This is a genomic window from Limnochordia bacterium, assembly GCA_023230925.1.
Lineage (GTDB): Bacteria > Bacillota > Limnochordia > DUMW01 > DUMW01 > JALNWK01.
The window spans coordinates 26,029-39,360 of sequence record JALNWK010000004.1 but is presented as its reverse complement, the minus strand read 5'-3'; the positions used below and the strand labels follow the sequence as shown (position 1 = coordinate 39,360).

Here is a 13,332-nt window from a genome sequence, read left to right as displayed (position 1 = left end):
AAAGGATCCATCTTGGCGAAAAAGAATAATATGCCAAACCAGTTTGGATGAAACCGTTTTCCCCAAGGGCAGTTTACTGTCCGTTGGGACAAGCGGTGATACATAGAATCTGTTCTGTTTGGCACGCATAACCGTGTGGATAGAAGAAGCGGAGGATCAGATCAGAATGAAGGCAGTTATTCTAGCCGCTGGTAAAGGGACACGCCTTAAAGGGTTGACTAAGGATCGCCCTAAAGCGTTGATGGAGATTGGTGATGAGACTTGTCTCGAACATATTATAAAGGGTCTTAAAACAGCAGGTATTCGCGAGTTTGTGGTTGTTATTGGTTATCAAGGGGAGATGATTAAGGAACTACTTGAGGATGGCAGTGCCCTTGGTGTTGGCATAGAATATGTATATCAGAAGACCTTAGATGGTACAGGCTCAGCTTTACACCTCACCAGAGAATTGGTAGATGATGCACCTTTCCTGATGACTTACGGTGACATCGTAATTTCGCCCAAGGATTACCAATACATGGTTCGAGCCTGGAACAGCCAGGACTATGATTGCCTTTTGGCAGTAAACTGGGTTGAAGACCCCTGCGCCGGGGCAGCGGTATATTTTGATGGGAAGAAGCAAGTTACAAAGATCCAAGAAAAGCCCCCGAAGGGTACCTCTACTACCAAATGGAACAATGCGGGTCTTTTCATTTTTTCACCCCGAATCTTCGACTATACAGGTCGACTCACTCCCTCGGTACGGGGAGAATATGAGTTATCTGCCGCCATTGCCGATATGCTTGCGGACCAGGGAAAGCTCTTTGCCTATCAGTTGAGCGGCCATTGGGGCGATATTGGTACGGTAGAGGAACTAGAGAGAATCCAAGGCTTGCTTCAGCAGGAGGACTAAAGTGGTAGAGGAGCATCTTTGCATAAATACATTCGAGGCAGAAGGAGGAGGGGCAAGCAAAGTATTGTTGCCCAATAGTTGTACATGGACGATAAGCTACTTTTGAATTCGTTTTGCGTGCGGTTTCCCGGGGAGCGTCCCTACGGCATAACTCGGGTACCCGGTCGGGTGAACCTAATCGGTGAGCATACGGATTACAACGGACTACCTGTACTGCCCATGGCCATTTCCAGGTCGATTCGTACAGCCTTTGCCCCCCGGGACGATGAAAAGGTTGTTTTGTACAATATGAACAAAAGTTTTCCACCGAGGGAATTTGCCATTGAACCTGAGATTCCCCCTTACCCAACGGGTGATTGGGGCAACTATGCGAAAGCTGCGGTTTGGCGAATTGTTGATACTACTTTAGAGAAGAACCCTCGGTTTCAGTTTAAAGGTCTGTCGGTAATAGTAGATGGGGATATCCCCAAGGCAGCCGGGTTGAGCTCATCATCAGCCTTAGTGGTATCTATTGGCTTGGCCTTTGCGCTGGTTAACCAAATGCCCATTTCACGCAAATTGATGGCTGAGAGTATGGCCAAGGCAGAAAGATATGTTGGTACCGCGGGTGGGGGCATGGATCAAGCCATCTGTATGTTAGGAGAACGGGATTGCGCCTTGAAGATCGAGTTTTATCCCGAACTAGATACGGAACTGGTGCCGATGCCAAAGGACTATCGTGTTGTGATCTTAAACAGTCTGGTTAAGGCTCCGAAGACAGAAAGAGTGAGACTGTCGTTTAACATGCGGGCTAAGGAAAGTGGATTAGCCGCACAGATTATTTCCCGCCACGTTAATGGAGGCAAGGCACAGAATATGGGTGAGCTACTGGCTAAGTATGGGGGTAAACCCGATGAGCTACTCGGTTGTGCGCAACGGATCCTATCTAGGACTTGGACACCGGCAGCAACGGCCGAGGAACTGGGGCTATCTTTGGAGGAGTTTACCCAGGAGCACATGCGGACCGGTGGACGCGATGAGCTGCTTGATGTACCCGATTCAGGATTTGCCCTTTTAGAGAGATTTCGTCACGTTCTAAGTGAGGGAATACGTGTAAGACAGGCCTTTAGATATCTTAGAGACGGGGATGCTGAACGCTTTGGTGTTCTAATGAATCAATCCCACGTGTCCTGTGCCAAGGATTATGCGATCAGCTGTCCTGAGTTGGACAAATTGGTATCGTTAGCCCTCAAACATGGGGCGCTTGGCGCCCGGCTTACTGGCGCGGGGTTTGGAGGATGCGCTGTTGCTTTGGTAAAGAAGTGTAAAGTCGAGGAATTCATTGCCGCTTTGTCCAAGGAATACTATGGAGAATACCTTAAGCACCATCGACCGGGACTTCTAGATAATCTGGAGAACCAGGAAGTAATTCTGGACACTGAGCCCAATACTGGGGCAGACTGGGTTGTGTTTACAGCCGATGATGCCGTTGCCGCAAGTGGGCAATAGACACTATCCTGAGGATTGTTTGTCTGGGAGAGACGTCTGCATGGACCTTCTGGTTTATGGAGAACCTAGCATCTAGAAAGGATGGATGCGATGTCACTGGCGGATATTGGAGTTGTGGGCTTGGCAGTGATGGGGCAGAACCTGGCCTTGAACATAGCGGAACATGGGTATACGGTTAGTGTCTACAACCGAACAAAGGCCCGGACCCGTGCCTTTATGGAAAATACTGGGCCTTTGTCAATTACTCCTTTTTACACCCTCCCCGAATTTGTGACATCCTTATCCAGACCGCGGCGGATCCTGTTGATGGTAAGAGCCACTGCGGTGGATGATGTGCTAAAAGAGTTGTCCGGGATGCTTGGGCCCGGTGATGTGGTCCTTGATGGAGGCAATTCATATTTCAAAGACACAATGCATAGGGAGGACATCTTAGGCAAGCAAGGTGTGTATTACCTAGGTGTTGGGATCTCCGGTGGTGAAGAAGGGGCCCGTTATGGACCGAGTATCATGCCCGGCGGTGAGCCACAGGCCTATGATCTAGTAGCTCCTATTCTTACAGATATTGCGGCAAAGGCCGAAGACCAAATACCCTGTTGCGCCTATCTAGGTCCTGGTGGCACCGGCCATTTTGTTAAAATGGTCCATAATGGGATTGAATATGCCCTTATGCAGGCCATTGCTGAAGCCTATGCACTCATGCGGTATGTACTGAACATGGGCACAAAGGACATTGCTGAGGTTTTTCATCGATGGAACGAGACCGAGCTTGGCGCCTATCTTATGGAAATAACGGTCCATATTTTGCGGAAAACAGACAAAGTGCTGGATCGTCCTCTTGTGGATGTTATTTTGGATGCAGCAGAGCAGAAGGGGACGGGAATGTGGACTGTGGAACAGTCCTTGCAGTTGGGCGTGGCCACCCCTACTTTAGCCGAGGCTCTCTATGCCCGGTATATCTCTACACTACATATCCAAAGGCAGACTGCATCGAAACTTCTTCCAGGTGCAGCCCCGATTGCAGTAGAGAGCTCCCAGGGTGTTATTAATTATATTCGTGAAGGGCTCTATGCATCGATGATCTGCATCTATGCTCAGGGCTTTGCATTGCTCGGGATGGCCTCAAAGGAGTTCCAGTGGGATCTAAATTTGCAGACTGTTGCGCGGATCTGGCGTAGTGGCTGTATTATCCGGTCTCGTCTGTTGGATCCAATCGCGATGGCCTACGCTCAAGAACCCGTTGTGTCCAACCTTCTGATCGCCGAACCCTTTATCCAAGCCTTAGGTAGAGCCCAGGCCGGATGGCGCAAATGTGTTAGCTTGGCAGTAGAGGCTGGTATTGCAGTTTCTGCCATGGGGTCGGCCTTAGGCTACTATGATGCCTATAGAACGAGTCGTTCTGGTGCCAGCTTGATCCAGGCCCAAAGGGACTACTTCGGCTCTCATACCTATCGAAGAGTGGATAAACCAGGGATCTTTCATACCGACTGGCAAAAGGATTAGGACGGTGAAGACCTTGTTTTCATTCCAAGAGAAGGTTCTACCACAGCCAAGTATTCTGGTTATCTTTGGCGGAACCGGTGATCTAGCCTGTCGGAAACTCTACCCAGCTTTGTATAATCTTCACAGGTTAGGACAACTGCCAAGTGAGATTGCCGTTGTGGGCATTGGTCGGCGAGAGGAAAGCCAGGAGGAGTTTCGCCACTTGGTGGAAAAATGCGTACTTAACCATTCCAGGAAGACTGCTGAGCCCTTGGAGATAGAATTCCTGAAGCTATTCTCCTACCAATCCTTGGATTTGACAGAGCAACCTAGTTTTGAGAAACTACGACTCTATCTCGATCAATTAGATCGAGACTCGCAAAGACAAAGGATCTTCTACATGGCTGTTCCCCCAGAAGTCTTCTCTCCTACAGTGAAAAACCTGCATGGCGCCGGTATGTCCAATAATAGCCGGGTTGTACTGGAAAAGCCCTTCGGGTGGGATGTGTTGTCGGCTCAGGCCCTTCAGGCAGATTTGACTTCGGTATTCGCTGAGGAAGCAATCTTTCGTATAGACCACTACCTAGGCAAGGAAATGCTACAGAATATCATGATGATTAGGCTGGCCAATTCAGTGTTTGAACCTCTATGGAACGGTAAGTATGTGGATCATATCCAGATTCAAGTCAATGAATCCGTGGGAATTGGCCATCGGGGAAGGTACTATGAACGGGCCGGAGCCCTGCGAGATATGGTGCAAAACCATCTGATGCAGCTTCTGGCATTTACCGCCATGGAACCACCCTTGGGCCTTGGGGCGGATGCTTTACGGGATGAAAAGGTACGGGTGATCAAAGCCCTACGGCCGCTGACTGCGGAGACGATTCTCACCCAAGTTATACGAGGTCAATATGGTCCGGGCACCATTGACGGTAGTGCGGTGAAGGGCTACCGTCAGGAGGAATGGGTAAATCCCACATCAAACATGGAGACCTTTGTAGCCATGAAAGCTTATATCGACAACGATCGTTGGCGGGATGTTCCCTTTTATCTGCGCACGGGTAAACGACTTCCCCAACGCTTTGCCCAGGTTGTGGTGCAGTTTAAGCCCAATGAAACAATCAGTGGGTTTCCCGCATTCCAGGAACTAGAACCCAATGTATTGATCATTAAGATTCAGCCGGAGGAGGGGGTGGCCTTCCAGTTTAATGTCAAGGAAGCGGGAGCGGACTTGACCATTAATCCCGCCACTATGTTCTTCTGCCAGAACTGTGATTACCCGGAAAACTCCCCCGAGGCCTATGAACGGTTGCTTCACGATGTATTGGTTGGAGATGCTGCTTTGTTTACCCGCTGGGATGAGGTGGAAGCAACCTGGGAGTATGTACAACCGATTCTAGACCTTTGGAAGAAGGAACGCAAGGAAATACCAAGTTACGCGGCTGGGACCTGGGGTCCTGTGGAGTCCCAAAAACTTCTCAGAAGAGAAGGGAAAGTGTGGTGGATTTGCCGTGAAGATAGTCTACGATGTTTCGATGACCATTGAACCGAAGATGCAAGTCTACAAGAATAGGGAACACCTGCGTCCTGAGTTCATCACCACTGCAGAGCATGACAAACAAGGGATACATCAAACCCGTGTCTGCTTGGATTTACATACAGGCACCCATTTGGATGCTCCGCTGCACATGGTGCCCGATGGTGCTACCATAGACGATTATCCTCTAGAGGAGATGCTCGTTCCCTGTCAAGTCTTTGATCTTACCCATGTGCATGAGAAGATTACTGCGGCAGACATAGAAGACTTGCCCATTGCATCGGGGAAGTTTGTGCTGTTTAAGACCAAGAATTCCAAGAGAAAAGACCTGAAAGAAGACTTCATCTATGTAGATCTTACCGCGGCACGTACGCTAGTAAGCAAGCGGGCAGTGGGGGTTGGTATTGACGCCCTAGGTATCGAACGGGATCAAGCCGGGCACATGACCCATAGGATTTTGTTCCAAGCAGGTATCAAGATCCTTGAAGGCCTTTGCCTAGGTCATGTACCGCCGGGTAGCTACACTCTGCTTGTAGCACCGTTGAAGTTCCAAGGGGTTGAGGCTGCTTTGGTCCGGGCGCTGTTACTAGAATAACCATCCTTGCTGGTATCAGAGTTGAAGTACAGCGCCAGTGAAAGTTGTAATATTAACCCGGTTTCACAAGGAGAGCATCAATGGAAAGAATCGTCGTTAAGGACTATGACCCAGATTGGCCCCTAGTCTTTGAGGAGCTAAAAGCGGTTTACAAAAGACATCTAAAAGGGTCGGCTGTAGACATACAGCATGTGGGAAGCACGTCCGTTGTGGGTCTAGCAGCAAAACCGATCATCGACATTGATCTTATTGTCCCAGATGAGATAGGGGCGAAGCAGGTTATTGCCGCGTTATGTGGGTTAGGGTATCAGCATGAGGGGAACCTCGGGATACCTGGCCGAGAGGCAATGAGACAGGTCAACGACCAGGTACCAATGGATGGGTCTGGCCGCATCTGGATGAAGCATCATCTGTATGTCTGCCTAGTAGGCTCCTCAGGCCTAGAAAGTCACCTCAAATTTCGGGATTACTTACGACTGTATCGGGACAAAGCAATTGAATACGGCCAACTCAAGAAAAGACTAGCACAGGAGTATCCCGATGATATCGGCAGTTATATCGAGAAGAAGACACCCTTCATTCTAGGTATCCTAGGAGAAGTAGGTTTCAGTCGGGAGGATCTGGATAGTATAAAGAAGCAAAATCTTCGTAAGAAAGACATCTGATCTGTTAAGGGATTATTGCTATCGACTGGAAAGTTGCTGATAGGCCCGTGGACTCATGCCGGTTTCCTGCTTAAAGGCGCGACTAAAAGCCTGAATTGATGAGTATCCCAGTCTATGGGCAATCTGCTTAATTGAGATGTGGTCCAACTCCAGCAAAGTCCTGGCCCGTCGCATCTTTAGCAGGCGGTGGTATTGCATGGGGGTCATGTTCGTCTCTTGCTTAAAGATACGGATCAGATGATATTTGCTCAGTGAAAAGTGGATTTCTAGTTGTTCAAGCACAATACTCTCTTCGGCCTTCTCCTCGAGGTACTCTCTGATCTCCTTTACTAGCTGTTTAGTTTCGTTTGCGGTTTCACTCGGGCTTTGGCTAGTGTTACACAGATATGCCACGACAGACAATAGCCTGCTTTGGCAGATGAGCATGTTTTTTAAGGAAGGTTTCGACCACAGATCAACGATCTGTGCGATGGTTGATTTGCCGTAAGTAGGATCTGGCAGCTGATGTACTAGGTTTTGGTTAGTCAAAGGTAGAAGATAGTCCTCTTGCTCGCCATTTCGAGTCTGCCAACAGTCAAAATACAGTATGGACATGGTCATACCGGTTCTTGTTGACATTTGATGCACGCAATGGGGAGGTATGTATACCAGGTCTCCCTCTTGCATTGTGGTGCTCAGCCCATCACTATTTTCCACTGTACCTTCTCCTTGGATAACACAAGCAAGGATGTGTTTTGCCGTGACGTTACGCTTCATTTGCCAATTAAGAGGATAGGTGATCTCCAAGGCGTCCTTGATGTCGACTTGTAGTTTGGCTGGATATAGTTCACGGATCCCAGTCTGCCCGGTAAGACGGGATACTAGTGTGTTCAAATAACGTCCCCGGTCCACATCGGTTGCCATATGCACAGGTACTCCGGTAGGATCCTGATACAAAACCCCATAGGTTGGTCCCGGTTCTGTCTGAACCCGTAGGGGAACGTACTCAAGCTGGACCAAGGAAGGATCGCACAGATACATCACCGTTAATGGATCATACATGATTGGTGGTGTATTGCCCATAGTCTTTGCCCACTGACGATATAGGGTCATCAGGAATTTCGTGCCGGGAAGGTTTGACTCTAGGAGCATCTCCACTTGGGACTGGGTCAGAATACATCCTAGCGTCACTTCACGACCAATGACCACAATGGGGATCTCAGACTCAAACACGATGGCTGCTGCCCTTGGATCGTGGCTTATGTTCCACTCCGGTAGTCTTTGAGTTGCCCATCCGCCCATGAGTACGATTTGCTTTAGCGCCTTGGTCTGTGTGGGGTAGTGGTGTATGAAATCCGCAAGGTTTGTTAAGGGACCGTTGGCAATGTAGGTAATGTTCTGCTCTGTTTTGGTTAATTCGCCGAGCCAATCTAAAGCGGACATGTTTGTGCTAATTGACATCGGCTCCTTTAGCACAGCTTCCTCCATCTGTGTAAACGTATCAAAATCCGCAGGAGGTTCACCTTGAAAGAGGTGGGATTGCCCGTGATTTACAGGGATTTGGCATCGGCCATAGGCACCTAATAGCCTGCGGGCCAGTAAGGACCTGGCCTGTGCATGGTAAAAGGTAGTGGTGACCCCCAACAGTTCAATCTCTGGGGAACTTAGCGCCAGAGCAAGAGCAAAGGCATCATCAATATTATCTCCTATTTCTGTATCAATAACAATGGGTATACTCAATTGATCACCCCGCGCAATAAATGCTAAGTTTGTGCCAATCCATGTCAAAGGGTAAGTCTTTGGTTTCGTTGAAGTAAGACAATATAGATGTATTATAACATGATGCGTTTCAGGGGGTAAATCGGCGTTGACAGGGGCACACAAGGTCTTTATAGATACAGATATAGGTAACGACATTGACGATGCGTATGCCTTAGCTTTTGCACTAATGCATCCTCAGTTAGATGTAGTGGGTATATCAACAGTTGATCACCATGTCCATTTACGGGCACATCTTGCCCGGATGATCACCAAAGCGGTAGGCAAGGAACATATTTGTGTTTCGGCAGGCGCAGAGAGTTCACCGACCCAGACTAAAGTGCCGCAGCTTACTCCTCAACTAGCTTGGGCAGCCGGACACTCATCGGAAATGCCAGATTGTGGGATTGTCGCTTGGGATCACTTGCACCGTGTGGCTAAAGAAAACCCCGGAGAGGTAACCTTAGTGTGTCTGGGGCAACTAACTAATGCAGCCGAAGCCTTCTGTCGATATCCATCACTCAAACAGGATTTGAAGGGCCTTGCCATTATGGGAGGTGAGGTTGTCTATTTTCGGCGGGAACACAACTTTGCCAATGATTACCTTGCGGCAGATAAGATCCTCCGGATGGGTCTTCAGACCTTTCTTGCCACTTGGAGTGTTAGTAAGGAACTAATCCTGGACCGTAAAACATGTACGATACTGAAAGACCAAGGAGGGCCAGTGGTGGATCTGCTACTAGAATTACAGAGTGTCTGGGGTTCAGAGCCGATCCTCTATGATCTGGCTCCCTTACTCTGGGTAATTAAGCCTGATATGTTCGAGGTGAGCGCGAGGCACTTGCGCGTTGAGACAACAGGTCTGTTCACTAGAGGTTGCGTTATTGACTTGGAGAAGTATGTGGCGGGGTTGCCCATTAAGGAGTGTAGTCTTCCAGGATGTAGTTATGAGCGTCCGTCGGCTGTAATGGTAAGTCAAAGCATGAATGTATCAAGAGCCAAGCAAGTTGTATGTACCACACTCTTAGGAGGGGAAGGTGGTAGATTTTAAACCAAAGGAAACAAGGAATGTTTACTGAACAGAAGTATTAGTAAGAAAGGAAGGAGTCTATTATGCGTAACAAATCTAGTATATTTGTATTTAGCATATTAGTAGTATTACTGGCAAACACAGTGGGTTTTGGTAAGACCGTCATTTCTTTGTGGTCCTGGCATGACGCCATCGGTGAGTTCACTGCCAGAAAAGCAGAGGAATTCAACCAAATGCAGGATGAAGTCGAGGTCATTGTGGAGCTACATCCCTTTGATGGATATTTCGACAAGCTGCAGATGGCTCAGGTTAGCGGAGTTGCTCCGGAACTCTTACGGGGTGGGTTTGAGGATTTAATAGACGTGTATCCTGAAGACTTCTACGAACCCACTCTTGTTGAATACATGCGGTCACAGGAGTTACCCTTCTTTGAAGACTTTATCGAAGATGACGGGAAGGTGTACGCGTATCCCTTCAGCTTGTGGACTACGCCTCTTTGGTATAATCGAGAGCTTTTTGCCGAAGCCGGCCTTGGAGATAAGGACGTGCCGAAGACGTGGGATGAGTTGACCAAAGTGGCGAAAAAACTGACGAAAATCGGCCCCGATGGTCAGATCCTTCAAGCTGGCTTTACCACAGAACCTACAGATTTTCTACAAGTATATTTGCCCCAAGCTGTACCTGAGTACTTTCAAATCGGCGACAAAGAAGTGAAACTCACAGGGACTAAGGCCCAAGATGCGTATGGGTTCTTCTTAGACCTAATTGAAAACCAGATCATTCCCTGGCCTAGTCCCGCATGGAGTGGCGAGCAGTTCCTGAATCAGACTGCTGCGATGACCTTCCTAGGTACATGGTTCTACGGAGCCGCCCAAACGGCTAGTTTTGATTGGGGAGTAGCCGCGCAACCAAGGCCGTCAGAGGATGCTGCCTTTGGAGCTACTTGTGTTGCTTCCGACTGGCGTTTTGGCTACGGTTTGGATGAGGAGGCTAGAGGAGCTGGAACGAAGTTTTACCGGTTTCTCCTAAACGAAGATAACTCTGTCGAGTGCGCCCTGGCCACGGGTCTTTTGCCCACCCAGTTGGGGCACTACCAAGCAGAGGAAATTGCAGGTAACCAGTTCTTCCAAGTAGCTGCCTCGGTATTGAGCAATTCAGCCTACAAACTTGACGGCACTGTTTGGGATGCTGTTTGGGGTGCACTCATCGGTGCAGTAAGCGATTCCTTATATGAACGGGTACATCCCAATCAAGCAGTTGAGGTAATGGAGAATCGGATTAACACCGCTTTGGCCGATTACTATCGATGAAGATAAAAACGGTCCCACACAGAGTGTGGGACCTTCCTCGTAGGAGGTGACTACATGCGGAAATTTTCTATGTTGCTAGTCCCATTGGCGCTCTTTCTCGTTTGTTCGGTTGGTGAGGAGGTATTAGGCGGTATGGTAAGTATGTATCCTAAGGAAGTCAACAGCGTTTTTTCTAATCCCCACATGGGTTGGTGGTACATAGATAATGCGATTCCCGACCAAATCGATGCTGGTCGATCCCTGGAGTATATTAGGAATGGTACTCCATGGGAGATGGTTGATCATGTAGCCATATTGTCCGCATGGGGTGCTATTGAAAGAGAAAAAGGTGTCTTTGACTGGAACCTAGTGGATCAGGCCGTTGAGTTCTGGGCCGCCCAAGGCAAGAAGATCCACTTTAGGGTTTCCACCGATCCAATGATCATGCCCCATGTGGGCTTTGTAATTGGTGCCCCCGAGTGGTTATACGATCTGGGTGTACCATACAAATTAAAGGACGGCGCGGGATGGGGTAAGGAGTCCGAGTGCAAATACCCAGACTACACCCATCCTACATATCTGACCTACTTAAGAAGATTCTTGGCAGAATTTGCCGGGCGGTACAAGGATCATCCGGCAGTTGAAGTTGTGCAATTGTGTGGCTACGGGGCATGGGGTGAATGGCACAGTGGCTTTGATTACCCCTCTTTGTTAGAACGAATTCAAGCTCTCCGATCTATTATTGATGAATGGTCCCAAGCCTGGGCCAATAGTGATGTTATCCTTGTTCTCTCCAATTCATACGAGTGGCAAGATGATCTAACTCCCTATGGGATATCGATTAACCATAGGCCCAAACCCACCTACGAAGAGTATGTTAGGGCCTCCGCCTTTGATTATGCCTACTACCAAATAGAGAATATTGCACTCAATCGTAATGGCTTATCGAGATATGTACACGATGCCTACGACGGTAGGTTGATGCTGGAGTTTTTTCAACGAACCCGAAAACCAATTTCCGGTGAGATTGCAGGTTCATTGACTTGGTATCAGAATCTGAATGAAGGATATAACCCGAAACGAGCCATTGATGAGGCTCTAAACTATCATGTGAATTACTTAATGACCCTTGGCTGGGATATTACCGCTTTTAATAACACGAAAAACCCCAACGTTGATTCTGCGTTGTTCTTCTATAACCAGGAACACAAAGGTTTGATTCCCTATGGTCTACGGTGGATGGGTTATCGGCTGGTGTTAACCCAAGCCTACTTCCCTAAGATAGTCGCTCCTGGAGGCATTTTTGAGCTTCATCACACCTGGGAAAACCGTGCAGTGGGAAGGCTCTTCCAGAAATATCCCTTGAAAGTCTACTTCTTTGACGGTGAAGACCTGGTCTTCTCCTCCACAGATGAAAGCTTTGATGTGACTAACGTGACTAGTGGCAATACCTATGAGTATATTAGTGAGTTTCTTCTATCAGAGGATGTGCCAGAAGGAACCTATGAAGTTTACATTGCCCTCGTGGATGGCGAAGGTGAACCGGCCATCGAACTAGGAATCGAAGGTAATGATGGGAATAATCGTTACTCGATTGGCGTAGTTCAGGTAGAGAACAGTGTTTCCCCAACCAGGGCAGAGACTCCCAGCCGAGAACTTGTCGGATGTGAGGATTTTGAAAGTGGTACTTTTGCGGAAAGCTTCTTTCGCATCGTCGGTAAAAATGCCAGATTAGAATCCCACAGCCCGATCACAGGAAAGCATTCCTTGTATGGTTGTTCCCAGGGTCCAATGGGTGACTTTTTCAAACTAGATTCACGCATGGTACCCTTAGAGCCCAACGGCACATATGTAATCAGCTTCGATTATCGTCCAGTTCTGGCCCCGTCAGGTCCTACCTCTCAACCTGGATACTATTACTTCGTCGCCCGTAGCCGAAAGGGTCAGCTTGCTGGATTGCGTGGGTTCTGCAAATGGCAGGATCAAGAAGGCGCCTCTTCGGTACGAAAGACGATAGTGATTACCCTAGGTCCCTTCGATGATTACGAATTGGTTTGGGGAGCAACAGATCAGGGAGCATTGCTCTTAGATAACATTCGTATTGAGCAAGTAAACCCCACCGATTGTCTCCATGAAGGTTTTGAAGAAGGGATTGGTGAAGGCTTTGTTGCCCACGAACAAAGTAGCATAGAGAGCCATCGACCCATAGCCGGGGCAGGCTCCTTGGCAGTAGAACGCAGATATGATCTATTACCCAAAGCTGTGCAGCTAGGATTCACAGAGGATGACTACCACTATTTGTGGACGGACTCCAACGTGATTAAGTTGAAACCAAACACATCCTATACGGTGTCCTTTGCCTTTCAACAACGTTCCGGCCGCGAACGGGGTAATTATTTCTACGTATATGCCGCCTCGGAAGCCGCAGGAAGAGACTACGATGTGGGCTTTACCCGTTGGCTAGATTTGGAGGACGGGCAAGTTCAGCACAAAACCTTCAGTTTCACTACCCACGATTATCCTGATTACAGAATCATCTGGGCGATTCACAATGGTGGAAGCTGTATCATCGACGAAATTACAATTATTGAAAATGGTAGCAGAACGAAAGATTAGTCCC

Annotated in this window: 10 protein-coding genes; 9 read left to right on the top strand and 1 reads right to left on the bottom strand. The window is 48.3% G+C overall.

The genetic code is table 11. From position 1 onward, the window contains the following. Positions 1-166 precede the first annotated feature (166 nt). The 6 genes from M0Q40_01335 (at position 167) to M0Q40_01310 (ending at position 6,656) form a co-directional block, all read left to right on the top strand. Entirely contained in the window at positions 167-892 is a 726-nt protein-coding gene (locus tag M0Q40_01335; GenBank protein MCK9221262.1) for a nucleotidyltransferase family protein, read from the top strand. A gap of 102 nt (positions 893-994) precedes the next feature. Beyond that, entirely contained in the window at positions 995-2,380 is a 1,386-nt protein-coding gene (gene galK, locus M0Q40_01330) for a galactokinase (GenBank protein ID MCK9221261.1), read from the top strand. A 90-nt stretch (positions 2,381-2,470) separates the two neighbouring features. Further along, the gene (gndA, locus tag M0Q40_01325; protein MCK9221260.1) at positions 2,471-3,880 is read left to right on the top strand and encodes an NADP-dependent phosphogluconate dehydrogenase; all 1,410 of its coding nucleotides are present in this window, start codon (positions 2,471-2,473) and stop codon (positions 3,878-3,880) included. Between the two features lie 4 nt (positions 3,881-3,884). Further along, complete coding sequence (zwf, locus tag M0Q40_01320; GenBank protein ID MCK9221259.1) at positions 3,885-5,405, top strand: glucose-6-phosphate dehydrogenase; 1,521 nt, start codon at positions 3,885-3,887, stop codon at positions 5,403-5,405. Beyond that, positions 5,371-5,991, top strand: coding sequence for a cyclase family protein (locus M0Q40_01315; protein MCK9221258.1), 621 nt, complete (start codon positions 5,371-5,373; stop codon positions 5,989-5,991). The genes zwf and M0Q40_01315 overlap by 35 nt, the downstream gene beginning before the upstream one ends. Positions 5,992-6,071: 80 nt before the next feature. Next, a complete protein-coding gene (locus M0Q40_01310) occupies positions 6,072-6,656 on the top strand; it encodes a GrpB family protein (GenBank protein ID MCK9221257.1) in 585 nt (194 codons plus the stop codon). 18 nt (positions 6,657-6,674) lie between these two features. Here the strand turns inward: M0Q40_01310 and M0Q40_01305 are convergent, their stop codons facing one another. After that, a complete protein-coding gene (locus M0Q40_01305) occupies positions 6,675-8,375 on the bottom strand; it encodes a nucleoside hydrolase (protein MCK9221256.1) in 1,701 nt (566 codons plus the stop codon). A gap of 127 nt (positions 8,376-8,502) precedes the next feature. Here M0Q40_01305 and M0Q40_01300 point away from each other — a divergent pair, with 127 nt between their 5' ends. The 3 genes from M0Q40_01300 to M0Q40_01290 all read left to right on the top strand — a co-directional run bounded on the left by M0Q40_01300 (position 8,503) and on the right by M0Q40_01290 (position 13,328). After that, positions 8,503-9,444, top strand: a complete 942-nt coding sequence (locus tag M0Q40_01300; GenBank protein ID MCK9221255.1) for a nucleoside hydrolase — start codon at positions 8,503-8,505, stop codon at positions 9,442-9,444. Between the two features lie 62 nt (positions 9,445-9,506). After that, on the top strand, positions 9,507-10,733 hold the full coding sequence (locus tag M0Q40_01295; GenBank protein MCK9221254.1) for an extracellular solute-binding protein: 1,227 nt from the start codon (positions 9,507-9,509) through the stop codon (positions 10,731-10,733). A 54-nt stretch (positions 10,734-10,787) separates the two neighbouring features. After that, the gene (locus M0Q40_01290) at positions 10,788-13,328 is read left to right on the top strand and encodes a DUF4832 domain-containing protein (protein MCK9221253.1); all 2,541 of its coding nucleotides are present in this window, start codon (positions 10,788-10,790) and stop codon (positions 13,326-13,328) included. The last annotated feature ends 4 nt before the right edge of the window (positions 13,329-13,332 follow it).

Excerpts from the sequence above, each read along its gene's own strand:
- M0Q40_01295 (MCK9221254.1), top strand. The coding sequence starts at position 9,507 with ATGCGTAACAAATCTAGTATATTTGTATTTAGCATATTAGTAGTATTA.
- gndA (MCK9221260.1), top strand. The coding sequence starts at position 2,471 with ATGTCACTGGCGGATATTGGAGTTGTGGGCTTGGCAGTGATGGGGCAG.
- M0Q40_01290 (MCK9221253.1), top strand. The coding sequence starts at position 10,788 with ATGCGGAAATTTTCTATGTTGCTAGTCCCATTGGCGCTCTTTCTCGTT.
- M0Q40_01335 (MCK9221262.1), top strand. The coding sequence starts at position 167 with ATGAAGGCAGTTATTCTAGCCGCTGGTAAAGGGACACGCCTTAAAGGG.
- M0Q40_01310 (MCK9221257.1), top strand. The coding sequence starts at position 6,072 with ATGGAAAGAATCGTCGTTAAGGACTATGACCCAGATTGGCCCCTAGTC.